The 25,195-nt window shown below is 65.6% G+C and carries 24 protein-coding genes and 3 pseudogenes; 14 read left to right on the top strand and 13 right to left on the bottom strand.

Annotated elements, in window-relative coordinates; all coding sequences use genetic code 11:
* Positions 1 to 2 precede the first annotated feature (2 nt).
* The 4 genes from phnC to CAL18_RS14615 all read left to right on the top strand — a co-directional run bounded on the left by phnC (position 3) and on the right by CAL18_RS14615 (position 4,395).
* Positions 3 to 773: a phosphonate ABC transporter ATP-binding protein gene (phnC, locus tag CAL18_RS14600; protein WP_094818148.1), complete on the top strand. Its 771-nt coding sequence runs from the start codon at positions 3 to 5 to the stop codon at positions 771 to 773.
* A complete protein-coding gene (gene phnE / locus CAL18_RS14605; protein WP_026639146.1) occupies positions 761 to 1,633 on the top strand; it encodes a phosphonate ABC transporter, permease protein PhnE in 873 nt (290 codons plus the stop codon). Before phnC ends, phnE (CAL18_RS14605) begins: the two co-directional genes overlap by 13 nt.
* Positions 1,630 to 2,454 (top strand): phosphonate ABC transporter, permease protein PhnE, encoded by an 825-nt coding sequence (gene phnE, locus CAL18_RS14610; RefSeq protein ID WP_094797223.1) that lies wholly within the window; start codon positions 1,630 to 1,632, stop codon positions 2,452 to 2,454. The genes phnE (CAL18_RS14605) and phnE (CAL18_RS14610) overlap by 4 nt, the downstream gene beginning before the upstream one ends.
* Positions 2,455 to 2,751: 297 nt before the next feature.
* Positions 2,752 to 4,395, top strand: a complete 1,644-nt coding sequence (locus CAL18_RS14615) for a CYTH and CHAD domain-containing protein (RefSeq protein ID WP_094818149.1) — start codon at positions 2,752 to 2,754, stop codon at positions 4,393 to 4,395.
* 65 nt (positions 4,396 to 4,460) lie between these two features.
* Here the strand turns inward: CAL18_RS14615 and ftsY are convergent, their stop codons facing one another.
* A complete protein-coding gene (ftsY, locus tag CAL18_RS14620; RefSeq protein ID WP_170940357.1) occupies positions 4,461 to 5,777 on the bottom strand; it encodes a signal recognition particle-docking protein FtsY in 1,317 nt (438 codons plus the stop codon).
* A gap of 82 nt (positions 5,778 to 5,859) precedes the next feature.
* Between ftsY and rsmD the strand changes: the two genes are divergently transcribed.
* From rsmD to CAL18_RS14640, 4 genes are all read left to right on the top strand, one after another.
* Positions 5,860 to 6,441 carry a 16S rRNA (guanine(966)-N(2))-methyltransferase RsmD gene (gene rsmD, locus CAL18_RS14625; RefSeq protein ID WP_170940358.1) on the top strand — a complete coding sequence of 194 codons (582 nt, stop codon included), beginning with the start codon at positions 5,860 to 5,862 and terminating at the stop codon, positions 6,439 to 6,441.
* 59 nt (positions 6,442 to 6,500) lie between these two features.
* Positions 6,501 to 7,004 carry a pantetheine-phosphate adenylyltransferase gene (gene coaD / locus CAL18_RS14630; RefSeq protein WP_026639141.1) on the top strand — a complete coding sequence of 168 codons (504 nt, stop codon included), beginning with the start codon at positions 6,501 to 6,503 and terminating at the stop codon, positions 7,002 to 7,004.
* Positions 7,005 to 7,101: 97 nt separating this feature from the next.
* Complete coding sequence (locus CAL18_RS14635) at positions 7,102 to 7,353, top strand: YfhL family 4Fe-4S dicluster ferredoxin (RefSeq protein WP_026639140.1); 252 nt, start codon at positions 7,102 to 7,104, stop codon at positions 7,351 to 7,353.
* The gene (locus tag CAL18_RS14640; protein ID WP_094818150.1) at positions 7,350 to 8,561 is read left to right on the top strand and encodes a benzoate/H(+) symporter BenE family transporter; all 1,212 of its coding nucleotides are present in this window, start codon (positions 7,350 to 7,352) and stop codon (positions 8,559 to 8,561) included. The genes CAL18_RS14635 and CAL18_RS14640 overlap by 4 nt, the downstream gene beginning before the upstream one ends.
* A gap of 326 nt (positions 8,562 to 8,887) precedes the next feature.
* Here the strand turns inward: CAL18_RS14640 and CAL18_RS14645 are convergent, their stop codons facing one another.
* Entirely contained in the window at positions 8,888 to 9,280 is a 393-nt protein-coding gene (locus CAL18_RS14645) for an MOSC N-terminal beta barrel domain-containing protein (RefSeq protein ID WP_094797229.1), read from the bottom strand.
* Entirely contained in the window at positions 9,277 to 11,796 is a 2,520-nt protein-coding gene (locus tag CAL18_RS14650) for an AsmA family protein (RefSeq protein ID WP_026639138.1), read from the bottom strand. Before CAL18_RS14650 ends, CAL18_RS14645 begins: the two co-directional genes overlap by 4 nt.
* Before the next feature lie 170 nt (positions 11,797 to 11,966).
* Here CAL18_RS14650 and CAL18_RS14655 point away from each other — a divergent pair, with 170 nt between their 5' ends.
* The 4 genes from CAL18_RS14655 (at position 11,967) to CAL18_RS14670 (ending at position 15,170) form a co-directional block, all read left to right on the top strand.
* Complete coding sequence (locus CAL18_RS14655) at positions 11,967 to 13,019, top strand: adenosine deaminase (RefSeq protein ID WP_094818151.1); 1,053 nt, start codon at positions 11,967 to 11,969, stop codon at positions 13,017 to 13,019.
* A gap of 119 nt (positions 13,020 to 13,138) precedes the next feature.
* The gene (locus CAL18_RS14660; protein ID WP_094797231.1) at positions 13,139 to 13,591 is read left to right on the top strand and encodes a MarR family winged helix-turn-helix transcriptional regulator; all 453 of its coding nucleotides are present in this window, start codon (positions 13,139 to 13,141) and stop codon (positions 13,589 to 13,591) included.
* Positions 13,592 to 13,789: 198 nt separating this feature from the next.
* Positions 13,790 to 14,524 (top strand): LuxR C-terminal-related transcriptional regulator, encoded by a 735-nt coding sequence (locus tag CAL18_RS14665; RefSeq protein WP_094818152.1) that lies wholly within the window; start codon positions 13,790 to 13,792, stop codon positions 14,522 to 14,524.
* Positions 14,525 to 14,762: 238 nt separating this feature from the next.
* Complete coding sequence (locus tag CAL18_RS14670) at positions 14,763 to 15,170, top strand: hypothetical protein (protein ID WP_038852200.1); 408 nt, start codon at positions 14,763 to 14,765, stop codon at positions 15,168 to 15,170.
* A 25-nt stretch (positions 15,171 to 15,195) separates the two neighbouring features.
* Here the strand turns inward: CAL18_RS14670 and CAL18_RS14675 are convergent, their stop codons facing one another.
* From CAL18_RS14675 to CAL18_RS14705, 7 genes are all read right to left on the bottom strand, one after another.
* Positions 15,196 to 15,981 (bottom strand): fimbrial biogenesis chaperone, encoded by a 786-nt coding sequence (locus tag CAL18_RS14675; RefSeq protein WP_094818153.1) that lies wholly within the window; start codon positions 15,979 to 15,981, stop codon positions 15,196 to 15,198.
* 6 nt (positions 15,982 to 15,987) lie between these two features.
* Complete coding sequence (locus CAL18_RS14680) at positions 15,988 to 17,100, bottom strand: fimbrial protein (protein WP_170940359.1); 1,113 nt, start codon at positions 17,098 to 17,100, stop codon at positions 15,988 to 15,990.
* Complete coding sequence (locus CAL18_RS14685) at positions 17,087 to 19,594, bottom strand: fimbria/pilus outer membrane usher protein (protein WP_170940360.1); 2,508 nt, start codon at positions 19,592 to 19,594, stop codon at positions 17,087 to 17,089. The genes CAL18_RS14680 and CAL18_RS14685 overlap by 14 nt, the downstream gene beginning before the upstream one ends.
* Before the next feature lie 29 nt (positions 19,595 to 19,623).
* A complete protein-coding gene (locus CAL18_RS14690; protein WP_170940361.1) occupies positions 19,624 to 20,403 on the bottom strand; it encodes a fimbrial biogenesis chaperone in 780 nt (259 codons plus the stop codon).
* 178 nt (positions 20,404 to 20,581) lie between these two features.
* Entirely contained in the window at positions 20,582 to 21,124 is a 543-nt protein-coding gene (locus CAL18_RS14695) for a fimbrial protein (RefSeq protein ID WP_026639133.1), read from the bottom strand.
* Between the two features lie 306 nt (positions 21,125 to 21,430).
* A complete protein-coding gene (locus CAL18_RS14700; protein ID WP_094818157.1) occupies positions 21,431 to 21,820 on the bottom strand; it encodes a DUF4150 domain-containing protein in 390 nt (129 codons plus the stop codon).
* A gap of 27 nt (positions 21,821 to 21,847) precedes the next feature.
* Positions 21,848 to 22,123, bottom strand: a complete 276-nt coding sequence (locus tag CAL18_RS14705) for a pentapeptide repeat-containing protein (protein ID WP_094818158.1) — start codon at positions 22,121 to 22,123, stop codon at positions 21,848 to 21,850.
* A 269-nt stretch (positions 22,124 to 22,392) separates the two neighbouring features.
* Between CAL18_RS14705 and CAL18_RS19865 the strand changes: the two are divergent.
* Positions 22,393 to 22,467 (top strand): annotated as a pseudogene (locus CAL18_RS19865) (two-component system response regulator); the annotation flags it as partial.
* A gap of 19 nt (positions 22,468 to 22,486) precedes the next feature.
* A pseudogene (locus tag CAL18_RS19870) lies at positions 22,487 to 22,660 on the top strand (protein phosphatase CheZ); the annotation flags it as partial.
* 190 nt (positions 22,661 to 22,850) lie between these two features.
* On the opposite strand, the pseudogene CAL18_RS19995 reads toward CAL18_RS19870, so the two are convergent.
* The 3 genes and pseudogenes from CAL18_RS19995 to CAL18_RS14725 all read right to left on the bottom strand — a co-directional run.
* Positions 22,851 to 23,328, bottom strand: a pseudogene (locus CAL18_RS19995) (contractile injection system protein, VgrG/Pvc8 family); the annotation flags it as partial.
* Positions 23,329 to 23,499: 171 nt separating this feature from the next.
* The gene (locus CAL18_RS14720; protein WP_094818159.1) at positions 23,500 to 24,093 is read right to left on the bottom strand and encodes a TetR/AcrR family transcriptional regulator; all 594 of its coding nucleotides are present in this window, start codon (positions 24,091 to 24,093) and stop codon (positions 23,500 to 23,502) included.
* Positions 24,094 to 24,191: 98 nt separating this feature from the next.
* Positions 24,192 to 25,133 carry a Bug family tripartite tricarboxylate transporter substrate binding protein gene (locus tag CAL18_RS14725; RefSeq protein ID WP_249278423.1) on the bottom strand — a complete coding sequence of 314 codons (942 nt, stop codon included), beginning with the start codon at positions 25,131 to 25,133 and terminating at the stop codon, positions 24,192 to 24,194.
* Positions 25,134 to 25,195: the final 62 nt, after the last annotated feature.

Here is a 25,195-nt window from a genome sequence, read left to right on the forward strand (position 1 = left end):
GCATGACCACATCTTTACGTATTACCGGCCTGGTCAAGGAATACCGGGCCGGCCGGCCGGTGCTCAAGCACATCGACCTGCATGTCGAGGGGCAGGGCCTGACGGCCATCATCGGCCCCTCGGGCACCGGCAAAAGTACGCTGTTGCGCTGTATTAACCGCCTGATCGACCCCACCCGGGGAAAAATCGAGCTGCAGACGGGTAATGATTCCATTGATCTGGCCGCCATCCGCGGCACGGCGCTGCGCCAGGCGCGGCGCCGTATCGGCATGGTGTTCCAGGAATACAACCTGGTCGAACGCCTGACCGTCATGGAAAACCTGCTTACGGGCCGTCTGGGCTACAGCAGCGCCATCAAGGCCTGGATGCGGCGTTTCGAGGCCGACGACATCGAACGCGCATACCAGCTGCTCGACGTGGTGGGGCTCAATGGTTTCAGCGACCAGCGCGCCGACGCACTGTCGGGCGGGCAGCGCCAGCGCGTGGGCATCGCCCGCGCGTTGATGCAGCGCCCCCAGCTGCTGCTGGCCGACGAGCCGACCTCTTCGCTGGACCCCAAGACCTCGGTCGAGATCATGGAACTGCTGGCCGAGCAAGGCAGCGCCAATGGCATTCCGGTGCTGGTCAATATCCACGACGTGGATCTGGCCCGCCGCTACGCCACCCGCATCGTGGGCATGTCGGGCGGCCACATCGTCTACGACGGCGATGGCCAGGGCCTGGACACGGCCACACTGAAAACCATCTACGGAGGCGAATCGTGGCTGCAGTAAGGCGCCGCCCGTTCGCGCTTTCATGGCAGGCAAAGCTGGGCACGGTGCTGGTCATCGTGTATTCGCTGTATGCGGCCGGCCAGCTCGATTTCAGCCTGGACCGCTTCAAGGCGGGGCTGGGCCACGCCGCCACACTGCTGGGGCGCATGTTCCCCCCGCACATCCAGCAACCCGACACGCTTTGGCAAGGCCTGGCCGAAAGCCTGGAAATCGCCGTGCTTGCCTCGGTGATCGGCATTCTGGTGGCCTTGCCCGTGGGCCTGCTGGGCGCCCGCAACCTGATGCCCAACTGGGCGTCGTGGCCCGCCCGCGCGCTGGTGGCCCTGTGCCGCTCGCTGCACCCCGTGATCGTCGCGATTCTGTTCGTCAAGGCGGTGGGCTTTGGCGCCCTGGCCGGCATCCTGGCGCTGGCCGTGGCATCGGTGGGGTTCATCGGCAAGCTGTTTACCGAAGCCATCGAAGAAATCTCGCTCAAGCAGGTCGAAGCCGTGCGCGCCACGGGCGCCTCGTTCGCCAACGTGATTCTGTTCGGCGTGTTGCCACAGGTGTTCGCGCGCTTCATCGGCTTTGCCACCTATCAGTTCGACTCCAACCTGCGCAACTCCACCATGGTGGGCATCGTGGGCGCGGGCGGCATCGGCGGCACGCTGTTCTCGGCCTTCCAGCGCTTCGACTACGATTTCGTCGCCGCGATCCTGATCACGCTCATCGCCATCATCATGGTGGGTGAATTGCTGGCGCGCTTCGTGCGGGCAGTATTCCTCGACAACCTGGGCTTCGATACCCTGCTGCAGCGCCGCTTCGACGCGGCGCGCGGCCTGGGCGGCAAACCCCGGGAACGCCTGGAGACCGACGAATGAACGCGTCCACGACTACCCTGCCGGGCGCCGCCTATCCGCGCGTCTGGCACCGCTACACCATGGGGCAGCGGCTGCTGCGCTTCGCGCTGTACCTGGTGGTGGTCGCCGCCATCGTGCAGGCCACCCGCAGTGTCGAGATCATCCCCGAGTTCCTCTACGACGCGCCGGAACAAATGGCCGACCTGCTCGGCCGCATGTGGCCGGTTGACTGGGCGTTCTATCCCGAAGGCGTGCACGCCGCGCTGCTCGAAACGCTGCACATCGCTACGCTGGGCACGATCCTGTCGGTCGTGCTGGCCGTGCCGGTGGGCCTGCTGGCGGCAAACAACCTTACCCCAAGCAAGCTGGTGAACCAGTTCGCCCGCCTGATACTGGTGTCCAGCCGGTCGGTGAACTCGCTCGTGTGGGCGCTGCTGTTCATCGCGATCTTCGGGCCGGGCGCGCTGGCCGGCACGCTGGCGATCGCCTTCCGTTCCATCGGCTTTGTGGGCAAGCTGGTGGGCGAGGCCATCGAAGAAGCACAACGCGGCCCGGTCGAAGCGCTGACCGCCACGGGCGCCAGCAAAAGCGCCGTGCTGTGGTACGGCTACTGGCCGCAGATCCGCCCGGCGTTCTGGTCCATCGTGCTGCTGCGCTGGGACATCAACGTGCGCGAATCCGCGGTGCTGGGCCTGGTGGGTGCCGGCGGCATCGGCATGGCGCTGGATACCGCGCTCAACCTGTTCCAGTGGGACCGCGTGGCGCTGGTACTGGCGGCCATCTTCGCCGTCGTGATCGTCGCAGAAATCGCCATCACGCAGGCGCGCAAGCGCATCCTCTAGGCGGTGGGTGTCTGACACCCTTCGGGAGTCAGACACCTATGATAAAAACCGGCGCATCCGACGGTGCCTGACTCCCAAAGGGTGTCAGACACCATCCCAACGATGAAACGCGCCACACAAGACGGTGTCTGACTCCCGAAGGGTGTCAGACACCATCCGCCATCCCACGGCCGCCACGCGGAGCATCCAGGCCCGCCGCGCTTGCCTCAGCCGCCCCTTACCGATTTATGACAGGTCATCAACGGCCGCGGACGAGTTGGTTACTATCCCTCGTTTCAGCAGCCGCCCGCATCGACCATGTCAGAACAAGAACTGAAACTGCACGTCCCTGCCGCCTCGCGCCAGGCGGTACAGCGCGAAATGCGCGACGGCAAGGCCACGCTGGTGCGGCTGCACGCCATGTATTTCGACACGCCTGGCCGCGAACTGGCGCGCGCCCGCATCGCCCTGCGGCTGCGCCGCGAAGGCCGCGACTGGGTACAGACGGTAAAAATGCCTGGCGCCGACGCAATCACCCGCGTCGAAATCAACCATCCGCGCAGCGGCCCGGTGCTCGACCTGTCGGTTTATGCCGGCACCGAGCTCGAAGGCCCGCTGGCGGCCATCAAGGGCGAGCTGGGCCTGCGCTACGAAACCGATGTGCAGCGGCTGCTGCGCCAGGTGCGCAGCCGGCATGGCAGCGTCGAGCTGGCCTATGACACCGGCGTGCTGCGCGCCGGCGGCCTCGATCTGCCGATATCGGAACTGGAATTCGAGCTACTGTCCGGCCGGCCCGCGGCCATATTCGCCGTGGCGCGGCGCTGGCAGCAACGCCATGGCCTGGTGCTGGATGCACGCAGCAAATCCGAACGCGGCGATGCGCTGGCCGCCCTGGCCCGCGAACTTGCCGCCCTGGACGCCGATGACCCCACCAGCCAGGTCAGCCGCGGCAGCGCCATCGCGCGCTTCTGGGGCCCGCGTCCGGCCGACACGGTAACCCTGGAACCCGGCATGACGCCGGCGCAGGCCATGGGCAGCATTGCCGCCGAATGCCTGGACCAGATCACCCGCAATGCGGCGATGCTCGCCGAAGTGGATACCCTGGGTGTGTACGCCGCCGGACAGCCGGAGCACGTGCACCAGCTGCGCGTGGGCATGCGCCGCATGCGGTCGGCGTGGCGCCTGTTCGACGGCTGGATCGCGCCGCCGCCGGCCGCCGTGCAGGACGGCTTTCGCGCCCACTTCACCGAATTCGGGCTCAGCCGCGACCAGGATGTACTGAACGAAACCGTGACGCCGGCCCTGCTGCAGGCGGGCATGCCGGTCATCACGTTCGACATGCCGCCGCCCGATATGGACGTGCAACCCGTTGCGGCTGGCCGCAGCTTCCAGGGATGGCTGTTGGACGCACTGGAATGGAGCCTGGCCGTGCAACCCCGGGAGCCCGCCAGCGCGCCCACGACCCCCGACTTGGCCAGCCCAGCCGCCGACGTGGCCACGCCGCCCGACGACAGCGCCGGGCAAGGCACCGACACGCTCACGATTATTCCGCTGACAGCCGGACCCGACCTGCCGGCCCTGGAAAAACTGCTGGGCAAGCGCCTGCACCGCTGGCACGCCGCGGTGGTCAAACAAGGCCGGCACTTCGCCACACTGGACATTGCCAGGCGCCACGCGCTGCGCAAACGCTGCAAGCGCCTGCGCTATGGGTTGTCTTTTGCCGCGGCCCTGCTGCCGCGCGGCCGGCTGCGGCAGTATCGCAAGTTGCTGATGCAGGTGCAGGACCTGCTGGGCGAAATCAACGACCTGGCCATGGCCAGGGAGTACTACCAGGGGTGCGTGGAAACTCACCCGCAGGCCTGGTTCGCGCTGGGATGGATCAGCGCCCGCATCGACGAACTTGCGGTCGAAGCCCAGCAGGCATTCGATCGGCTGGCCGATACGAAGCCTTTCTGGAAATAAACGCGGCTCGGCGTTAAACGACGCATGGCGCGGGCGGCGATGCCGGCGCCGCGGGCCCGCCCGGGTCAGTCGGCAAGCAGCGCCGCAGCGAATTCGTCGGCCACGAAGGGCTGCAGGTCTTCCATGCCTTCGCCGACGCCTATCCAGTACACCGGTACGGGCCGCACGCCCTGCGTACCCGCAGCCACGGCCGCCAGCGTGCCGCCCTTGGCGGTGCCGTCCAGCTTGGTGACAACCAGGCCGGTCAGGTTGATGGCGGCGTCAAAGGCGCGGATCTGCGCCAGCACATTCTGGCCGGTGTTGCCGTCGACCACGAGCAGCACTTCGTGCGGCGCCGCGCTGTCGGCCTTGCCGATGACGCGCCGGATCTTCTTCAGCTCTTCCATCAGGTGCAGCTGTGTAGGCAGGCGGCCGGCGGTATCGACCATTACCACTCCTACACCGCGTGCGCGGCCCGCATTGACGGCGTCGAAGGCCACGGCGGCCGGGTCGCCGCCTTCCTGGGCGATGACGTTGACGTTGTTGCGGCTGCCCCATTCGATAAGTTGCTCGCGCGCCGCCGCCCGGAAGGTATCGCCGGCGGCCAGCAGCACGCTGGCGCCCTGCCGCTGAAAAGCATGGGCAAGCTTGCCTATCGAGGTGGTTTTGCCCGCGCCGTTGACGCCGGCGATCATGATCACCAGCGGGCTGGCGCGGCGCAGGTCAAAGGCCCGCTCGAGCGGACGCAGGTGATCCGCCAGCAACTCGCGCAGCGCGGTTTTCACCTTAGCGGGATCTTCGATTCGTTCTTTGCGTACGCGCGCGCGCAGGGCGGTCAGCAGCTTCTCGGTGGCTTCGAGGCCGGCGTCGGCCATGATCAACGCCGACTCAAGCTCTTCGAAGAGGTTCTCGTCGACCTTGACGCCCACGAACAGGCCGCCCAGGCTTTGCCCCGTTCGCGACAGGCCCTGTTTCAGCCGCCCCAGCCAGGAGGTTTTCTTGGCGGGCTCGGGAGCCGCAGTGGATGGGGGCGCCGCCACAGGTTCAGGTGCAGCCACGGGTTCGAAGGCAGCAGCGGGCGCCACCGGAACGACAGGTTCGGGTGCAGCAGCGGGCTCGGGCGCGTCTGCCGCCGGGGCAACGGGTACAGGGTCATCCCGCCCGGCTTGCGGTGCAGGCGCGGCGGGTTCGGCTGGCGCCACCGGCTGACGCGGCGGCTCCGGCGCCACCGGGGCGGCCGGCTCGGGCAGGGGCGCCGCGGGCATCACCGGCTCGGGCGGGGCCGGCGGCGGCGCGGCAGTGCCCGTATCGGGCTGGCTGGCGGCGGACTCGTCCGCCTGCGGTGCCTCAGGCGGCTGCGCAGGCGTGGGCGGGGGAGTTTTTTTCTTGAAGAAGCGGAACATGGCCGAAGTATATTCCGTTCGCCGCCGGGCCATCCGCACGCCCCGCGGGCCGGCTACTATTTGCGCCAGGAGGTCAGTTTTCTTGAATAAATCGAAACCAGGCGGCAAGCCCATCCGCATCGTGGCCGGCCAGTACCGGCGCACGCCCATCGCCGTTCCCGACGTGCCGGGCCTGCGCCCCACCCCCGACCGCGTGCGCGAAACCCTGTTCAACTGGGTGAACCACCTGTGGGGCGGCGAGTTTGCCGGCAAGCGCGTGCTGGACCTGTTTGCCGGCAGCGGCGCGCTGGGCTTCGAGGCGGCCTCGCGCGGCGCCGCGCAGGTATTGCTGGTAGAGCACGACCGCACCGCAGTGGCGTCGCTGCGCGCGCTGCGCGACAAGCTGGGCGCCGACGCGGTACGAGTGCATGCGGGCGAAGCCATGCAGGTGCTGCGGCGCATGGACGCGTCGCGCTTTGACCTGATACTGCTGGACCCGCCCTTTGGCCAGGATTGGCTGCCCCGGCTCTGGCCGCTGCTGCCCGGCATCATGGCCGACGACGCCCTGGTGTATGCGGAGGCCGAAGCGCCGCTGCAGCCGCCGGAAAATTTCGAGGCAGTACGCCAGGATCAGGCTGGCGCCGTCCACTATGGGTTATTCCAATTTGCTGCATTGCGGAAATAAGTCAATAATTCCGGAATCCAGAGGAAGGTGTACGCCAGTTATAAGGATACGGAGCAACCATGATCACCGCCGTCTACCCAGGTACGTTCGACCCGCTCACACGCGGCCATGAAGATCTGGTGCGCCGCGCCGCGTCGTTATTCGACAAGGTGGTGGTAGGCATCGCGCACAGCCGCAACAAGAAACCGTTCTTCAGCGTGGAACAGCGCGTCGAGATCGCCCGCGAAGTGCTGGGCCACTACCCCAATGTCGAAGTGCACAGCTTTGCCGGCCTGCTGAAAGACTTTGTGCGCGAACAGAACGGCCGCGTCATTGTGCGGGGCCTGCGCGCAGTATCGGACTTCGAATACGAATTCCAGATGGCGGGCATGAATCGCCACCTGTTGCCCGATGTCGAAACCATGTTCATGACGCCGTCCGACCAGTATCAGTTCATTTCGGGCACCATCGTGCGCGAAATCGCCCAACTGGGCGGCGACGTCAGCAAGTTCGTGTTTCCGTCGGTCGAACGCTGGCTGCAGGCCAAGGCCAAGGAACACCGCGAGCAGGGCCAGGCCGGCTGAAGCTGCTGCAGGCGCGGCCGGCAAGGCGCGGCCGGCGAGGCGCGGACGCGGCCCCGCGGGGCTACAATGGCTGCGTGCCCCCCGCCCTATTTTTGCCATGGCTCTGACCATTACCGAAGAGTGCATCAATTGCGACGTCTGTGAGCCGCAGTGCCCCAACGAGGCGATCTCGATGGGGCCGGAGTTCTACGTCATCGATCCGGACCGCTGCACAGAATGCGTGGGGCATCACGACGAGCCCCAGTGCAAGGTGGTGTGCCCGGTCGAATGCATCGAGCTGCATCCCCAATGGCACGAAGGGCAGGAAGCCCTGATGGCCAAGTATCGGCGCCTGACGGGCTCCTCATGACTCCCCCCGACGCCAGCGTCGCCGCGCCCCTGCGCCAGCCGCTGCAGAGCGACCTGTCGCTCTCGGCCACCGTGGCGGGGCTGGTGGCGGTGCTGGTGAGCTTCGGCGGCACGGCTGTCCTGATGGTGCAGGCCGGGCACACCGCCGGGCTCGACGCCGCGCGCATCGGCTCATGGCTGGGCTCTATCTGCCTGGCGCTGGGCCTGGGCGGGCTCTTCATCAGCCTGCGCACCCGCATCCCCGTCGTGCTGGCCTGGTCCACCCCGGGCGCTGCCCTGCTGATCACGGCGCTGGCGGGCGTGCCTTTCGACCAGGCCGTGGGCGCCTTCGTGCTCGCCTCGGCCTTGATGCTCGCCTGCGGCGTATTCGGCTGGATCGATCCCATCATGCGACGCGTGCCGGCCGAAATTGCCAACGCCATGCTGGCGGGTGTGCTGTTGAATTTCGGGTTGGGCATCTTTACGCGCATCGGCGAACAGCCGGTGCTGGTGCTGTCCATGTGCGTGGCCTATCTGCTGGGCAGGCGCTACGCGCCTCGCTATGCGGTGCTGGCGGTCATGGCAGTGGGCCTGGCGGTGGCCGGCGCCGCCGGGCAGTTGCAGTTGCGGGGCATAGACTGGCAATTGACCGAGTTCGTCTGGACGACGCCGGCGTTTTCGTGGTCGGCCTTTGTCAGTGTGGGGATCCCCATTTTTGTGGTGGCGCTGGCATCGCAGAACCTGCCCGGGCTGGCCATTCTGCAGGCCGCCGGCTACCGCCCGGCCGCCTCGCGGCTGGTGGGAGCCACCGGCCTGCTGGGCCTGCTGGCGGCGCCGTTCGGCTCGCACAGCGTGACGCTGGGCGCCATTACGGCGGCCATCTGCGCCGGCCCCGAGGCGCATTCCGATCCGCAACGGCGCTATGTGTCCGGCGTGGTCTATGGGCTGGCGTATGTGCTGCTGAGCGTAATCGCGGGAGCGGTGGCGGTGTTCTTCCAGGCTATGCCGCCCGCCCTCATCATGGCGCTGGCGGGACTGGCCTTGCTGGGCGCGATACTGGGCGGGCTGGCCGGCGCGATGGCAAACCCGCAGCGTCGCGAAGCGCCGCTGATCACCCTGCTGGCCACCGCATCAGGTTTCAGCGCGTGGGGAATCGGATCGGCGTTCTGGGGGCTGGCGGCAGGGCTGCTGGCCCACGCGGTGCTGGAGCGCGGCCGGCAGGCGGCGTGACGGGTCAGGCAACTGATGAGCTTGTGCGCGATGCCGGGACGGTGTCTGACACCCTACGGGAGTCAGACACCTGGTGCGCTCGTGCGCAATGCCACGAACAGTGTCTGACTCCCGTAGGGTGTCAGACACTTGGCCCGGCCATGCGCAATGCCACGAACGGTGTCTGACTCCCGTAGGGTGTCAGACACTTGGCCGGCCATGCGCAGTACCACGAACGGTGTCTGACTCCCGTAGGGTGTCAGACACCTGGCCAGGTCATGCGTGATGCCACGAACGGCGTTTCATAGGTGTCAGACACCCTGTTTGGCGCCGCTAGAGGCGATGGCTTACGCCGCCTGGGGCCAGCGCACGGCATCCATGTCGGGATGCACTTTCAGGAGCCGGCAGGGAATCTGCAGGAAGTTCGACATCCAGGCCGCGGCCAGCTCGCCTTCGTCCACGACGTCGACCGTCTGGTCGCCCAGCTGAATCTGGTAACGCACGCTGTCGTCGTCTTCGATGACATCCAGCGGAATATCCATGCGCAGCATGCCCGGCGCCTTCATGACCAGGTAGCCCAGGCGCAGCTCGACACTGATTTCGGCCAGCCGTGGGCACAGGCTGCCGTTAAGCCACGTGCCGGCATCGTTGGCGACCAGCCAACGGCGATGGTAGGCCTGGGCCTGGGGCTGTGTGGTCTGGCCGCATTCGGCAATGGGCTGGTAAGCGGGTGCGTTCATTTACCAAGTATCCCCTTCAGTGCTTTGTCGAGTTGGGGCGCAAGCTTCGAGCCGCCCGCCTTTTGCTCGACGGCTTCCTTGAGCTTTCTTTCGAGGCTGCGCTTCAGTACATCGGTGACCGCGCCACGCCACTGCACCGTGTAAACGGGCTTTTCAAACGGGCCGCTGATCAGAACCGGAATCGTGACGCCTTTGAGTTCTTCGAGGTCTTTGCCGTCCTGGCCGGTGCTGGTGTTGACCACCCGGACCTTGGCGACGAAGTTCAGGATGCTCTGCACAAAGTCGATGCTGGCGGGTTCGCCCTGCGTGATGCGCAACAGCGGCGAAGCCATCTCGAGCCGCTTGGCGTTGGCCACGCCCTTGACAAAGACCAAGTCGGCCTCGAGCGACGTGAAATCGGTATGGCGCGCCTGGTCGGCCGCCAGCTTGGGGTCGTCGCCCGCTTCGCCGGTGAAGGCCGCCTTGAGTTCGCGCAGCGTCTGCGCAATGTTGATGCCGCGCACGGCGCCGTCGCGCAGCCGCACCTGCATGCTGCCGTTCAGGCCGGTGGTCAGCGCGTAGGAATTCGCGCCCGCGGTTTTTATGTCCAGCGCGACGCTGCCCGTGCCGGTCAGGGCGCGCTGCTCTACCAGATCGGCGAGCAGGGGTCCGATGGTAATGCCGGCCAGCGTCATCTTGGCCACCACCTGGTTGCCTTCGGCGGCATTGACCGACAGCATGCCGCCGAGCTTGCCGCCGTACAGCGCCGCAGCCAGCGTGGAAATATCGAGCTTGCCTTTCTCGAGCTTGATCTGGGCCGAGAGTTCGCTGGCCTTCAGGCCGCGCACCACCAGTTCGCCGATCTTGATGGTGCCCTGGGCCGTGGGGCCCACCAGCGCCGACAGATCGATCTCGCTTTCGGTAGACACCGGCGCTGCGGGCGCAGGCTTGGCAGGCGGTTTGGCAGGGTCGTCCTGCTTGCCATCGCCGGCGGGCGCCTGGGCGGCGCGCGTGGCCACCGGCGGGGCGAGCTTGTCCAGGTCGAGCTTATCGACCGCCAGGGCGAAGGTGATGTCGGGCACGGCCGTCAACTGCTTGACGTCGGCGGTGAGGTCGAACTTGCCCCCCTCGAGCACCGCATTGATCTTCGCGCCGGCCTGGTCGTTCTGCAGGTTGGCGCTCATGCTGCCGATGACCGGTATCTGCAGGCTGCCCTTGGGCAGGCCGGGATCGGTAATGCTGACGTCGCCGCGCATCGCCGACAGGCTGATGGCACGCTGCCACAGGTTGAACGTGGCAGGCGATGCGAATACGGCCTTGACCACGCGTTCGCCTTCGGTAAGCGTGCTGTCGAGCTTGATTTCCTTGATGTCGAGTTCGCTGGCGTTGCCGCTGATGCCATTGAGGCCGAAGCTGGCATCCAGGCCTTGCAGGCGCACGCGGCCGGTAAGCGCCTGGCCGGTGGCGGAAGACGGCGACACATTCAGTGCGGGCGCATCCGCCGCCAGTTCGAATGGTCCGCCCGGCAGCGCGCCCTTGGCACGCACCGCCAGTCTTTCAAGCTGCAGCTGCAGCTTGTGCGGATCGAGCGCCAATTTGGGAACGGCGATACTGGCCTCGACGTTATTCATGGGGGTGCCCGCGTCAGGAACGTCGCCCTGGAATACGATTTCGAGCCCCGCCACATCCAGCGAAGAAGTGCGGCCATTGAATGCCAGGTTGCCCCGCGCGCCCAGGCTCTTGGCGTCTGCGCCAAGTATGTTGCCATTCATGCGCACGTCCAGTCGCTGCGCGGCGAAACGCTTGCCCAGCGGATCGAGCGTGAGCAGGCCCTGCCCGGTGAGGCTGGCGTCCACGCGCGGATTGCCGCCTTCGATGCGTGCCGACAGGCTCACGTCGAACGGTTGGTTGTAGGTAACGCGGCCCGTGTTGGCGTTAAGGTCGGTGACGGCCACTGCCATGCCCGAGATGGCGTCTTGCAACTGCAGTTCGCCCGCCTGCAGGTCGAGCCCGGCGATGTCGATCTGCATGGATGCCGGCGCCGACGCCCCGCCGGTCGCAATGGCCTGGGCGGCGCCGGCCATGGCGCCTACCGCGGCACTGGCCGGGCCGGCCGCAGCCGTCGTATTGGCCACGGCCCCGCCTACCAGGTCTTCGAAATTGAGGTGCCCGGACTTGTCGCGCACAACGCGCGCCTTGAACCCATTGATGGCCACGTGGTCGACCACCAGGTTGCTGGACAGCAAAGGCCACACGGCCACCGCCAGGCGCATGCTTTCAATGGAGGCGAATTCATCGGTGCTGTTGACTTCGGACAGCGACACGTCCTGTACGGCCAGGCCGATACGCGGAAAGAGCGAGAGTTCGATTTCCCCGTTGATCGCCAGCGTGCGGTTATAGCGTTCCTGTACCAGCTCTTCGAGCTTGTACTTGTACGCGTTGGGGTCGAACGTGAGCAAAAAGATGGCCAGGCCGACGACTGCCACGACGACCAGCACTACCAGGCCAATCAATATGCGCTTGAACCACGTTTTCATTGCCGCCCCGCGGGTACCTCGACTGAAGAAAAATGAACATAACCGAGCGCCATCCGGTAAGGTATGGGAACGATTCGTGCCGCCTGGCCGCCGCTTGCGAGGCGACGCGTGGCAATATGGTAACAAACCGGCGCCCCCGGCCCGCCCTGATACCGACAATTGCAGCCCTCATGGACACCCTAGCCGATTTCCCCCGCCAAAAGCTGCCTGCATTGCTGCAGGCCATGCCGAAGGCCGAACTGCACGTGCACATCGAGGGCACGCTGGAGCCCGAACTGATTTTTGCGCTGGCGCGCCGCAATGGCGTCACGCTTCGGTACGCCGATGTCCAGGCCCTGCGGGCAGCGTACGCCTTTACCGACCTGCAGAGCTTCCTGGACATTTATTACGCGGGCGCCAGCGTCCTGCTCCAGGAGCAGGATTTCTTCGACATGGCCATGGCGTACTTCCGGCGCGCCGCCGCCGATCGCATCGTGCACGCCGAACTGTTCTTCGACCCCCAGACCCACACCGCCCGGGGCGTGCCCATGCAGACCATCATGGGCGGGCTGGTGCGCGCTTGCACGGCCGCGCGCTCGGAACTGGGCATCAGCAGCGCGCTCATCCTGTGTTTTCTGCGGCACCTGAGCGAAGCCGACGCCTTCGACGCCCTGGAACAGGCCCTGCCCTACCGGCAGCACTTCATCGGCGTGGGGCTCGACAGCAGCGAACGCGGCCATCCGCCCGACAAGTTCGCGCGGGTATTCGCGCAATGCCGCGAACATGGCCTGCATATCGTCGCCCATGCCGGCGAAGAAGGGCCGGCCCAGTACATCCGCGATGCGCTGGACCTGCTGGGCGCGCAGCGCATCGACCATGGCGTGCGGTGCGTAGAAGACCCCGAACTGGTCCGGCGGCTGGCGCGCGAGCGCATTCCGCTTACGGTATGCCCGCTGTCCAATGTGAAGCTGAAAGTGTTCGACACGCTGGCAGAGCACAACCTGCCCGCGCTGCTGGACGCGGGGCTGTGCGTGACGCTGAACTCGGACGACCCGGCCTACTTCGGGGGCTATCTGAACCAGAATTTCCTGGAAACCTTCGCCGCGCTGCCGCAGCTTACCGCCGACCACGCCGCGCAGCTGGCCCGCAACAGCTTCGACGCCAGCTTTGTGGCCGAAGCCACAAAGGGACGCTGGCGCGATGAACTGGCGCGCGTGATCGCCCAAGTCGCGAAAGAACCATAGACAGGGGCGGCAATGCCGTGGCCGGCGCGCCGCGCCGGCGGGATTCGTCTGGCACAATGCCCCCAAAGCGGCGGCGCCGCGGCGCCGCCTTGAATAAACGCTAGCCGGAGACACACGTCTTGCCTAAGGAAAACCAAGGCCTGCAGATCATCCAGCACCTGGGGCAAACTTATCGGGCCATGCAGGCATCCTTCAGCAGCCGCGTCGGGCATGCCCTGCCGCGCTGGCGCATCCTGCTGACCCTGCATGAGTACGGGCAATGCTCGCAGAAAATGCTGGCCGAACGCTGCCGCCTCGATCCCGCTTCGCTGACGCGGCTGTTGCAGGCCATGCAGCAGCTGGGCTGGGTGACGCGCAGCGCCGACCCCCACGACAACCGGGTCACCAACGCCAGCCTGACGGCAACCGGCCAGGCCGTGGTCAACGAGGCCCTGCCGCGCCGCGAAGCGTTCTTCGAAGAATCGCTGCGCGGGCTCACCAACGACGAAATCCACACCCTGACCCACGCCCTGGACATTCTGGAACGCAATTTCGTGCAGGCCGCCCAGCCGCGGCCCGAACCGGGCAACTGACCCGTCCGAAGGCGCCGCAGTCGCCCGGCGCCCGGCCAAGCCGCCGCCATTCGTCAAAAAACGTAACAATTATTAAATCGCGTTTCGCTCGCGTTCAAATTGTCATATATGGCATAACATCCAGCACCTTCTGACAGATGACTGAACGCGCGCGACTCCTCCAGGCGGGTGCGGTACGGCCTTGTATTTGATAGATCAATGAAGTACGCAATAGCAGCACCCGCGCAATTCTTGATTGTCGACGAGCACCCCACCTTCCGCGTCGGCATGCGGGAAATCATCCGGAGCGTCGTGCCAGATGCACAAATAAAAGAAGCCGACGGCGTCCCGGAGGCCTTGCGCGCCGTAGACGGCCCATGGCAGCCCGATACGCTGATCCTGGACTTGCGGCCCGGGCCCGACGCTCCCCGTCAGCTGGCCGCCTTGCGCGGCGCCTGCCCGGGCAGTTCCATCATCGTGGTGTCCATGCACGCCGACAGGCGTATCATCGACTCGCTGCTGGCGTCGGGCGCCGACGGCTTCATCTGCAAGTCCGTGCCGCCCGACGAGCTCGGTGCCGCCATCCGGGCCGTGCGGGCCGGGGACGTGGTGGTGCGCTATAGCCGCGGGCCGGCAGCCAGCCCGACTCAGTGGACCCAACGTATCGAAGGTCTGACGCAGCGGCAGCGCGACGTACTGGCCATGCTTGTCGATGGCCTTACCAATAAAGAAATCGCGCGCCGCCTTGAAATTTCCCCTTTTACCGTGCGTATCCACGTGTCGGCGCTGCTGCGCGCCTTGAACGTGTCGACCCGAAGTGCGGCGGCGGCGCTGGCTTCGAAGGCAGGCGTCAATCAAATGAGCGTCCTGCACGCGGGCTCGACACAAACTGGCAACGCAGCAGCCGTACGCACTTCGGCCCCAGGTCCGGACAGCGAACAACCGGCGCACTAGTACGCACTAGCCCATCTGCGCTACTGCTTTTCTTGCATTGCACCTCTATGCTTGCGTCCCGACCGCGGCGGCGACGCACTGCAAGCCGCTCGGACCGCGCTTTTGATTGCCCGGCGCCCGAGCATCCGGCCGCCTGCGATCTGGTTGCGCAGCGTCTTTCTCCGGCCTGGGCGTCCAGGCATTCCCGGTTTTTATCAACGCGGCCGCTGTGTCGGCCACGCGCTTCCATGGAGTCAACATGTTGGGTCTGAAACGAATTCTGCTGCTTTCCACCTTCTTGCTTTTGTCAGCCTGCGCCGGCACGGGCGGTATCGGCGGCCAGGACCGCATGAGCCCCGAATACCTGCGCCAGCATCTGGCCAAGGGCAAGACCACTAAAGCCGATGTGCAGCAAATGTTCGGCACGCCACGGTACAAGACCGACGACTCTGATGGATCGAGCTATTGGTCGTATTCCGAACGGCAGATCAATGGCAACCTGTTCACCCAGGCGATGGAGTATCTGCCCAGTCTGGGCTACGCAGCCGACACTGCCATCGACGTCGGGCAAGGCCCCAAAACCAGGCGCAGCCTGGACATCTGGTTCGATACCCGCGGCAGGCTGAGCAGCTACAACGTCGGTGGAAGTACCGGCGTAGATCGGTAATCAGGGCATTGGCCGCCGCTGCCCGTTAGCGGCCGGCGGCCCCGACAGACGCGCGGCTGCCGCATAATTCCACGCCCGCGTCGTCGATAACGCAATACCACAGCGGCTCACCGGCGTCGGCGATGCGCCCGCCAGGTATGAGCAAATCGATGCTGGCGCCAGGCGCCAGCATTCCGGGCTCACCCAGATTGCGGGCCGCGGGATGGTTGCGCGCGCTGCCCATGACTACATCCAGCAGTGTCTGGTGCAGCGGTGTCGGATTGGTGATGCGCAAACGTGGTTCCGGCCCTTGCCGGCGCACTTCGAACCGCAGCGACTCGTGCGCGCGCGCATCGGCCTTGACGCCATCGGGCCGGAAAAACACCTTCACCCGCGTGCGAAACGAAATCTGCAGCAGGCCGGCCCCGGTCGCATCCGCCTTGGGCGGTATCTCGAGTATGTTCAGCCAGTACACCGACTCGCGCCCGGCGGGCGGGCTGCCGTGGCCGGTATACAGGATGCGCAGGCGCTGTTGCGCGCCGGCTTCCAGCCGCAGTATGGGCGGCAGCACCAGGAACGGCGTAACGATGGTCTGTGGGTCCGCGTCGCGGTCGCCCGCATCGAACCACATCTGCAGCAACACGGGCTGATCGCCCTCGTTGGCCACGCGCGGCGTCACCTCGGGCTGGTCCGCCGACACGATAAGCCGCGTATGGCTTAGCGACACGGCGGCGTGCGCGGCCGCCATGGGCAGCGCAGCCGCCAGACACAGTGCCGCAACGGCCCGCGCCCGCAGGCGCCGGAAGTTTCGTGGCAGGGAAGTCTGTGACATGGCGGCCTACTTATAGTCCAGCGTAAAGGTCACGGCCGACCGCACCGTGCCGCTGGTCACGGTAGGGCTTACCTGGTACAGGGAAGCTTGCAGCGGCACGACGTAGCTGCCCATCCGCCGGGGATCATAATCGGCCAGGGGATACACCGTGCCGAATGCCACCGGCGAGCCGTCGCCGCGCGCCAGCTGTATGCCCACGCCGGCTGCCGTGGACGAGGCCGCCAGCGCCACCACGCCGCGCGACGCGTCCAGCACCTGGGTGGTGGGCGCAAAGCTGTAGCCGATGCTGCGATACCCCGCGGGGCAATGGTTGAACGACAGGTTGAAGGGCGTAGTGGCCGCGATACTGCCTATGCCCTTGAACACATTGCGCGGCACCGTGGGCAAAGTCACAGACACGCTCGGCGTGGTGCATGTGCCGCCCGACACCAGCGTGACCGTATTGGGCCGCACCTGTGCGATGCGGTAGGTACCCGCGCCTACCGATATCGTGGCGCCGTCGGTCTGCATGTGCCGCAAATACATGGGGTCGAAGATCGTCACCGCCGCCGGCAGCGGCTCATTCAGCCGTCGCACAAAGCGTATCTGCACGTCCGCGCCCACGGTAAAAGGCTGTCCGTCGTTGTAGGTGATGGGAAACGATGCGGCAGGCGTCTGCTGCGCGGCTGTATTGATGGTGAGCGGCTGCCAGTCGGACACCTGGCCATTGACGATAAATCGCCAGCGCGCAATGTAGGCCACGCGCAGATTATTGGTCTGGTAAACGCCATACGTCTGGCCGTCCACATCCATGACGCCGTCGCGCACATAGGGCGGATAACCCTGCACCGTGAACTGCACCGATCCGGCCTCGCGCAGCGCCTGCAAGGGCGTACATCGCCACGCCGCCGGATTGGCGGCAGTCAGCCATGGGCCCATCACTTCTCCGGCCTGGTTGTCACGGGGCACGAAAATCGTCGCAGGATCGACGTACTGGTAATAGATATGACCCGTTGCACTGGCATCGCGCACGCAGTTGGCCCATAGCCCGTCCGCGCGCGCGCCACAGGCCAGCAGCGCCATCAGCCCGGCCAGCGCGCCCTGCCACAGCGCGCGGCATCGCTGCTTATCTGCCGCCATGTCCGTCCTCCGGTTCGGGCATGCACGAGGCGCTGAACTCCTGAAAGCCCGCCGCGTGGCGCACGCCGCCGTCGCCCAAGTTGTAGGCGACCGTGCAGGATTCTTCCTGCGCCTCGCCCCATTTGATCCGCACGCGGCCCGCCTGTGCCGGCAGGCGCACCAGCGCCTGGCCGGCCTGCGCCACATAGCCAAGGTGCCCGCCCTGCTCGTCCATCACCGCCGCGCCGAACGGCAATACGCCGCCCGCGTGGTCCACGATGGTCATCAACACGGAATGCCCGGCCACGGTTTCAAACCGCACCAACGCAATGGCGCCGGCGGTGGGAGCCAGGTTCCGGCTGGTTTCCTTGACCGCGATGTCGGTGCTGATGCCCTTGGGGTCGATCTCGACCGTATTCTGCCGATAAGGGCTCAGGTACGGCACGATGGCGCGTCCCCGGCTGTCCAGCCGCACGCCGCTGTAATTGGTGATGCGCGCCCCTTGCGCGCCCGGCGCCTCGACCAGCGCGGCGGTTTCGCCCAGCATGGGTCCCATCACCACCCCGCCCGCGTACGCGACCACGCCGCCCGACACGCTGGCGCTGAATTGCCGGTAATCCTTGCCCGCAGAGGCGCTTGCGCCCAGGTTTGCGAACGGCGCAGACCATGATGCCGACGCCCCGCCCGTGGTGACGCGCGGGCCGGGCCGGCCCTGCACGGTGCTGGCGAACACGTTGTAGCCGTACTGGTGATCGTCGCCCGCCGTGCCGGAAAGCGCCGTCTGCCCGCCTTGCGAATAGCGGTCGCGGCTGTACGTGGCGCTAAGGTTGGGCGCGCGCGCCGTCGATCCCAGCGGCACCGACAGGGTAAGCATGATCTGGTTATTCCATTGCCCGGTTTCCAGCAGTCGGGTGCGCCCGGCGCTTACGCCGTAATTCACCTGGCCGATACGGTTGTTGTACTGCAGCTGGAATTCTGTGTCGGCCCCTGTGCCGCCCCAGTAGTCCTGGCGCGACGCATTGGCGCTTATGGCGCCCCAGGAACCGGGCAGCGCCTGCGACAGGCTCAGCTGAAACCGGTTGCGCCGGCTCTTGAGCGACGTGAACTGCCATGGCGTATCGTCACCCGCAAACTCGCGCAGCAGAAACGCATCATTGGCATCGTAGAAACCCGCGCTGGAATACCGGTAAGCCGCCAGCGCAAGACTGGTCTGCGTCGCGGGCAGGATCTTCGAATACCCCAGGCGGATGCTGTGGCCATCGTGCCGCCCCGCATCGCCCAGGTCGCTGCGGGCATACGTAATGTCCGAAGATATGGCGCCGAACTGCGTATTGAGCGCAATACCGCCTGCGGCAGCCTGATAGCCCTGCGCGGCCAACACGCCTCCGTATCCGGTCACCACGTTCGAGAACCCGTGCCGCAGCGTGCCCATGAACATGGCGGGCGTATCGTCCGCCACATTGTTGCGGTACTGCCCCGCCATCACACTGTAGCGCGTCACGCCCGGGCGCAGCAACTCCGGCATGGCGGCATACGCCACCGTGAAAGTGCTCGTGCTGCCATCCGCTTCGGTCACGGCCACCCGCAGATCGCCGCCCGCGCCCGTGGGGTACAGGTCGTCGATCACGAACGGGCCGGGCGGCACGGTGGTTTCGTAGATCAGGTTGCCTTGCTGGGTAATGCTTACCCGGGCATTGCTGCGGGCAATGCCCTGCACCACCGGCGCAAAACCCCGCTGCGAATCGGGATACATGCGGTCTTCGGACGCCAGCTGCACCCCGCGAAAGCCCAGGCTGTCGAACACCTGCCCATCGGTCATGGCGTCGCCCACAGTAAAGCGGCTGCGCCAGGACGCAATGCCGCGCTCGGCATATGCGGCAAGGCCCTGATACGACGTGCCGCGCCCGCCCCCTGCATTGAGCGCGCTGCGATACCGCAAGCGCCATTTGCCCAGGTTGAGCCCGCCGCGCAGCCCTAGATAATGGCTGGTGTCGTCCGCCGCGCCCGCCAGCGAGCTTTCGGAGCGATAGCCCAGATAGTCGTACTGCAGCATGCCCGCGGTGATGCCGTCTTCCCAGAGCGCAGGGTCGACATAGCCTCGCGCCTGCCGCCGCAGCAGCGATTGTGGGGCGGTGATAGTCAGCCGCAGTTCCCCGCTATCTAACGCGGCCCGGGCGCCAGGCACGATCACATGCAACGGCTGGCACGCAGGCACATCCGGCGAACTTGCGCGCAGGCCGGCGGAATAGGCATCCGCATCGAAACCCAGGGTGTCGAGCAATGCGGCATCAAAGCAAGGCTGTGCGCCGCCCGCCTCGCCCGCCGGCACCCGGAAAGTCATGATGTGGCGGCCCTTCCAGGTATCGTTCACGATGACATCCACGGAATGCTCGCCGGCCGGCATCAGCGTCTCTTGCGAAAACATGCGGATGTCCACAGGCGACCGCAGGAATGCTTCGTCGAACTCGACATCAGCCTGCCCTTGCGCGCCCCACGATGCCAGTACCGCCGCCATCCCCGCCGCCCAAGCGCCCAGGCACCCGCCTAGCGACCGTTGCTTGCCGGTTGACATGCCGCGACGCTGTTGCGTTGCCCGACCACGTCCCCGCCGTGGTCGTTGATGACGGTGTAGGCCACCATTGGGTGTGCAGGTAAAGGGCCGGCCACGGGGACCACAAACCGCCCGGTACTCGCGGGGGCCAGCATGTTGTCGGGCCGGGCCGGCAACTCGCCCGCGACGCGGCCGCCGGACCCCAGCAGCGCCAGGCGGCGAAAACTGACGTGGTAAGGCGTAGGGTTGCTGACCACCAGGCTGCGCGACGCGGGCTCGTAGCGAAAGCACAGTTGTTCATGTGCCCGGTCAGCGTGGCCGGGCAGCCCCGCCGGCCGGTAGAACACCTTGATGCGCGTGCGGAACGAGAACATCAGCACATTGTCGCTGCCCGCCTGCCGGGCGGCCGGCTTGGGCGGCACCTCCACCACGTTCAGCCAGTAAAGGCTTTCGTGGCCAGCCTGAACAATATCGGCGGCGCGGATGATGCGCAGGGCCTGCCCCTTCTGCGCATCGATACGCGCCACGGGCGGCGTCAGCACAAAGGGTGACTTAGCATGCTGCGGGTCGGCGGCCGCGTCTCCGTCGTCGATCCAGGCCTGCACCAGCACGGGCTGCTGCCCGGTATTGCGCAGCTGCACGGTGGCTTCGCCGGCCGCGCCGTCCACGATGACGCGCGTGCCGTTGACCACAACCGACGCCATCGCGGCGCCCGCCGCGCACCACAATACCAGCGCGGCGGCAACCCAGGCAGGGCAAGAGCGGATTTTCATCGTTTGCTCTCCTTGCGGGTCTTGCAGCAGACCCGCCATCAAGCAGCCGGGCGCCGTGCTTATGTAGTTGGCATAAGGCGCCGCGCACTGCGCATGATGCAGCACGGAACGACAGAATCGCTGCGCCCATCATACGCCGCGAGCGGCGGCGCGGCACGGGCGCCGCATACGCCGCGCGTTACAGGTACTGGATGGTGTAGTCGACGCGGGACACCACCGTGCCAGGTGTCACCGCCGCGGCATCGGCGTAGTAGCGCGCGTAATACCCCAGCGTGGCGCCGCCCGACGAAATGTCCACCGCCAGGTCGCCCTGGCTTGCGGCGGCGCCCAGCCGTATCGGCGACTGCGCCGCATTGAGCACTTCGATCTGCACACCGGTGGCCGTGCCCGACGTGTTGTTCAGGCGTCCCGTGGCGACGTCGACGGCCGGGCCCATTTCAAAATGCGTGTGCGCCGTGTTCAACGTGGCGCCCGCGCAGCCGGCCAGCGTAATGGTGAAAGGCGTGGTGCCGGCGGTGGCGCCCGCTGCAGGCAGGGCGCTGGCGCCGATGGCAGGCAGCATCACTGTGCCGTTGTTCGTGCCGGCATTGACCGATATTGCACACGTGGTGTCGGTGATGACGCCCTGGAACTCGATGGTGCCGTCGGCGGCATGCGCGGCCGGGGCGATTGCGATGGCGGCGGCGACTACCGCCGGGATGATGCGGAACTGATGTTTCATGATGGCTCTCCAGTGGACTACGCAACAAACCCCTTGAAGACTGCGAATACTGACGACCCGCTTAACGAGGGGGTAGATTTACTGGGGAGCAGACTTGGCTGGAAGTGGCCGCTGGCCGCGCCCCCGTACCCTACAGGCAGCAGAATACGGAGAAGGCGCGAACACGATCTTGCGCTAAATCAAACGTTTGTTTGAATTGCGCTAGCGCGGATGCATAAATTCAGATATCGAATTAATTCGTCGAAAGATCAACTATTTAAGTCATTTTTGCGAGCCAATTGCGCAAGCCAATTGCGCGGAGGCGGCTCAGGCGGCCAGGATCAGGATCTTCGGCTGGCTCGGCACGACGCGCATGCCCAGGGTGTTGAAGCCATTCTGGGTATTGATCGACGTCAGCCGCGTGGTCGGCGCGCATCGATTCAGGCAGGTAAACGCGCCCGTACGGGGAGACGACGGCCCCATCACCAGGTGAGACACCACCCCGGTGGCGATGCCCGGATTGTCGCCATTGGTGATGGGCGTAATCGTGAACAGGTTATGCACCGGCGCAAAGCAATGCAGAATGTTGAAGCACACGGGAATTGCAGTCGGGCTGAGGGCGAGATCGGGATACGGAATCGGCAGCAGCGCGGGCGGCGTCAGGCAGACGTCCGGAAAGCCCAGATCCAGACCCATCATTTGTGTATTGCTGAACATCGCTGTCGCTCCGTATTGATCACGTGGTCAAATTTGTCCGCCAGCCCGCGCGGTAAAGGCCTCGGCCTCGTAAAGCGCCGGGTCCGACATCAGGATGCCGCCCTGCCGGGGCAACTGATTTGGATCAGTCTGCGCCCGATGAAACTTCGTGCGGCTGAAATCGGCGCGCCTGAAGGTGGCGCCGCTAATATCTGCATACGCGTAGTCCGCGTACTCCAGGTCGCAGCCGTCGAACCGGGCATCCGGCAGCCGGGTGCGGTGAAAGACCGCGGCATCATCCGGCCAGTCAATGGACTTTTCCATCTCCGGCTGCCGGGCGATGAACTCGGCGTAAACGGGTGGGCCTGCGTCTTCCCGGCCGTGCCGGCCAGCTCCTGGTCGTCTGCCACGCCGGGGGGAATGCGCCCGAAACCACCTGGCCGGTGTTTATGTCTACGACATCCCCCATCCGCCCCGGGTCGTCGAGCAGGGCATACAGTTCCTTCGGCGGGCCTGCAACCGATGCAGGGCCATCATCGGGCATGGGCGTGCCCTGGGCCTCGCACTTCGCCTTCAGGCGGTCTCGATCCTGTTACGTGGTCAAGCCCTTCACGGCGGCGGTCCTGCAGGAGAAGCTGAACAAGATTTTCACCAAGCTGGCGGCATGAGATGGACAAGGCCCATGAAGAACTGCTTGCCCGTATTGGCAGTCTGACGCGTACGCTGCGCGACAGCATCCGGGAGTTGAGGTTGGACAGAGCGGTTGCTGAAGCCGCCCAGGCGATTCCCGATGCGCGCGACCGCCTGCGCTATGTGGCCCACATGACCGAGCAAGCCGCGTCACGGTGCTCAACGGGCATTCGACGAATGCGGTTTCGCTGCAACCGGCCAGCCGGAAATCGGCTTGGTCCAGCGCGCAACGAAAATAGGCACACTTGCTGACATCGGCACGCTGCCAGTCGCTGTGCGGCATGCGGCAGGCGCCGAAGCAGCTGTCGCGCCAATCGGCACCCACCATACTGGCCCCGGTCAGGTCACAGTCATGCAGCACGGCGACCGCCAGATCCAGGCCATCGAACACCAGGCCACGCAAGTCCAGGCCGGCCAGCACCTCGCGTATGACTTCAGGCACGCTGAGCTGCTGGAATATTTTGTTGTCCGACGTCTGGGTCAGGTACCACAGCCACGGATGCCCGGTAGCGGTACACGCGCGACGTCGGCCCCTCGCGCCCCGCAAGCTTGCAACGGGTGATGTGGCCATGCAGACGGCGTATGCCGCTGGCGGCCTGGAAGTCCAGCGCCAGGGGCTTGCCCGGCAGCTGTTTTAGGTCGAGCGAGGGCGTGGGCGATACCAGGTCTACGTCGAGCTCGAACAGCTGCGACACCGCCTCATGGCCCGACAAGCTGCGAAAGGCCAGCATCCCGTCGGGCAGCGGCGTAGGCGCGGCGACGGTACGGCGTTGCAGGCCAATGACGTTATCCATGGCGGCGCGTTCGTGATCCTCGTTTGGCATGGCGCGACGGCGCATGCGACCAGGCACGAATGCAAGGCACGCAGGATGACGGAACTACTTCAGCGAAAAACGTAACTATTTCCCGCCGGGGACGTTACAGATTTTTCGAACACATACAAAGGGGCGACCGAAAGTCGGCGGGGCCATGCAGCGAGCAGCGAGCGGCCGAATCAACGGCCGCCGCCCTCATGAACCGTCGCGGGCGCGGAGCATGTTCAGGGCCAACTCGGCGATCTCCTCGGCGATCTGCTCTGGATCGAGGCGCCGGCCCGGCCGATACCAACGATGCACCCAGCGCACCATGCCGCTCAGGCTCAATGACGCGATGCTGGGATCGTTGACTTTGAAGCTGCCGTCTTCGATGCCCGCTCGGATCAGCGCGGTGAGCGCATCGTTGAAAGATTTTTCCAGTTTTCGAATCTTCGCAAGCTGCGTCTCGGACAACTGCTTCTCTTCCTGCAGGAAGACGCCGCTGGGCGCCTGGTGCGTGATGTTTTCCAGCACGAAGGCAATCACGAACTTGCGCAGGCGGGCAGCAGGCGGGCCGGAACGGTTCAGCTCCGCCTGGAGTGTTTCGACCAGCCGCAGGCTCGATTGCTCGTATACCGCTTCGAGTATGGCGAGCTTGTTCGGGAAGTAGCTGTAGATGAACGGCTTGGTAACGTTCAATTCGGAAGCCAGAAGCTCGATACTGGTGGCTTCGTAACCTCGTTCATAGAACGACTTAGACGCCTGCTCAATGATTCTGGTCCGCTTGAATTCACGCAATTCTTCCCGCATCCGTCACTCCTCGCACCGCTTCGACGCGAAACCCGAAATTCTAACGTAGCGCGTCGGACGCGCCGCCCGCAGCACACCCTGCCGCCTGCCCATTCAGGCTAGAGGCTGATTCCCATGGCGTCAACCACGGTGCGCCACTTGACGATTTCACCGTCGAGGAACTGCTGAAGTTGCGCCTGGTCCCATTGCGCCGGCAGCGTGCCAAGTTCGGTGATCCTGTCGCGCACGTCAGGCGCGCTGAGAATGCCGTTGAGTTCGGTACGCAGACGTTGCTCGATGGCGGGATCCGTACCGCTGCGCAGGAATATCGCCAGCCAGGAGAATACTTCCACCGCGTCGACGCCCTCTTCTTCCATGGTGGGCACGTCTGGAAAGCGCGCAAGGCGCTCTTTGGAGCCCGTGGCCAGCGGACGCAGCTTCCCCGCCTTGATATGAGGCTCGCAAACGATGGCTGTATCGAACGCCATATCGACCTGGTTGCCCAGCAATGCGGCCAATGCCTGGGCACTGCCACGATACGGGACATGAACCATTTTCACGCCGGCCTTGTAGCACAGCAGTTCCATGGCCAGATGCATGGAAGTCCCGTTTCCCGCCGAGGCGAACGACAGGTTGTCGGCCTTCGTCCTGGCCGCGGCCAGCAGTTCTTTCAAGTTCTTGTATGGACTGTTCTCGGCCACGCACAGCAGCAAGGGGTTGACGCCTATCATTGCCAGAGGCGTGAAGGCAGTGGCGGGGTCAAACGACAGGTTCTTGTACAACGCACCGATAATGGCGTTCGTGCTGATCGACCCTCCCAGCAGGGTATAGCCATCGGCCGGCGCACGCGCAACGACTTCGGCCCCTATGCTTCCGCCGGCCCCGGTACGGTTCTCGACGATAACCGGCACACCCAGGCGTTGAGCCAGGCGCTCGGACACCAAACGACCCATGATGTCGGTGGCGCCGCCGGCTGCCAAAGGCACCACATAGGTCAGCGGTTTGGTCGGCCATTTCGAGGGCTGGGCCTGAGCCGGTGCCAGAGCGTAAAACGGCGCCATCACGGCGGCACTGGTTCCCTGAATAAATCTGCGGCGTGTAATCATCATTGTCTCCTTGTTGT

This window comes from Bordetella genomosp. 7, from assembly GCF_002261415.1.
Taxonomy (GTDB): domain Bacteria; phylum Pseudomonadota; class Gammaproteobacteria; order Burkholderiales; family Burkholderiaceae_B; genus Bordetella_A.

Coding starts and splice junctions, on each gene's coding strand:
- CAL18_RS14700 (WP_094818157.1), bottom strand. CDS start 21,820: ATGTTCAGCAATACACAAATGATGGGTCTGGATCTGGGCTTTCCGGAC.
- CAL18_RS14640 (WP_094818150.1), top strand. CDS start 7,350: ATGACTCCCCCCGACGCCAGCGTCGCCGCGCCCCTGCGCCAGCCGCTG.
- CAL18_RS14705 (WP_094818158.1), bottom strand. CDS start 22,123: ATGGAAAAGTCCATTGACTGGCCGGATGATGCCGCGGTCTTTCACCGC.
- CAL18_RS14650 (WP_026639138.1), bottom strand. CDS start 11,796: ATGAAAACGTGGTTCAAGCGCATATTGATTGGCCTGGTAGTGCTGGTC.
- CAL18_RS14720 (WP_094818159.1), bottom strand. CDS start 24,093: ATGCGGGAAGAATTGCGTGAATTCAAGCGGACCAGAATCATTGAGCAG.
- CAL18_RS14665 (WP_094818152.1), top strand. CDS start 13,790: ATGAAGTACGCAATAGCAGCACCCGCGCAATTCTTGATTGTCGACGAG.
- phnE (WP_094797223.1), top strand. CDS start 1,630: ATGAACGCGTCCACGACTACCCTGCCGGGCGCCGCCTATCCGCGCGTC.
- CAL18_RS14690 (WP_170940361.1), bottom strand. CDS start 20,403: ATGAAAATCCGCTCTTGCCCTGCCTGGGTTGCCGCCGCGCTGGTATTG.
- CAL18_RS14680 (WP_170940359.1), bottom strand. CDS start 17,100: ATGGCGGCAGATAAGCAGCGATGCCGCGCGCTGTGGCAGGGCGCGCTG.
- CAL18_RS14695 (WP_026639133.1), bottom strand. CDS start 21,124: ATGAAACATCAGTTCCGCATCATCCCGGCGGTAGTCGCCGCCGCCATC.
- CAL18_RS14670 (WP_038852200.1), top strand. CDS start 14,763: ATGTTGGGTCTGAAACGAATTCTGCTGCTTTCCACCTTCTTGCTTTTG.
- CAL18_RS14725 (WP_249278423.1), bottom strand. CDS start 25,133: ATGGCGCCGTTTTACGCTCTGGCACCGGCTCAGGCCCAGCCCTCGAAA.
- coaD (WP_026639141.1), top strand. CDS start 6,501: ATGATCACCGCCGTCTACCCAGGTACGTTCGACCCGCTCACACGCGGC.
- CAL18_RS14645 (WP_094797229.1), bottom strand. CDS start 9,280: ATGAACGCACCCGCTTACCAGCCCATTGCCGAATGCGGCCAGACCACA.
- CAL18_RS14675 (WP_094818153.1), bottom strand. CDS start 15,981: ATGTCACAGACTTCCCTGCCACGAAACTTCCGGCGCCTGCGGGCGCGG.
- CAL18_RS14685 (WP_170940360.1), bottom strand. CDS start 19,594: ATGGCGGCGGTACTGGCATCGTGGGGCGCGCAAGGGCAGGCTGATGTC.
- ftsY (WP_170940357.1), bottom strand. CDS start 5,777: ATGTTCCGCTTCTTCAAGAAAAAAACTCCCCCGCCCACGCCTGCGCAG.
- CAL18_RS14615 (WP_094818149.1), top strand. CDS start 2,752: ATGTCAGAACAAGAACTGAAACTGCACGTCCCTGCCGCCTCGCGCCAG.
- CAL18_RS14635 (WP_026639140.1), top strand. CDS start 7,102: ATGGCTCTGACCATTACCGAAGAGTGCATCAATTGCGACGTCTGTGAG.
- phnC (WP_094818148.1), top strand. CDS start 3: ATGACCACATCTTTACGTATTACCGGCCTGGTCAAGGAATACCGGGCC.
- CAL18_RS14655 (WP_094818151.1), top strand. CDS start 11,967: ATGGACACCCTAGCCGATTTCCCCCGCCAAAAGCTGCCTGCATTGCTG.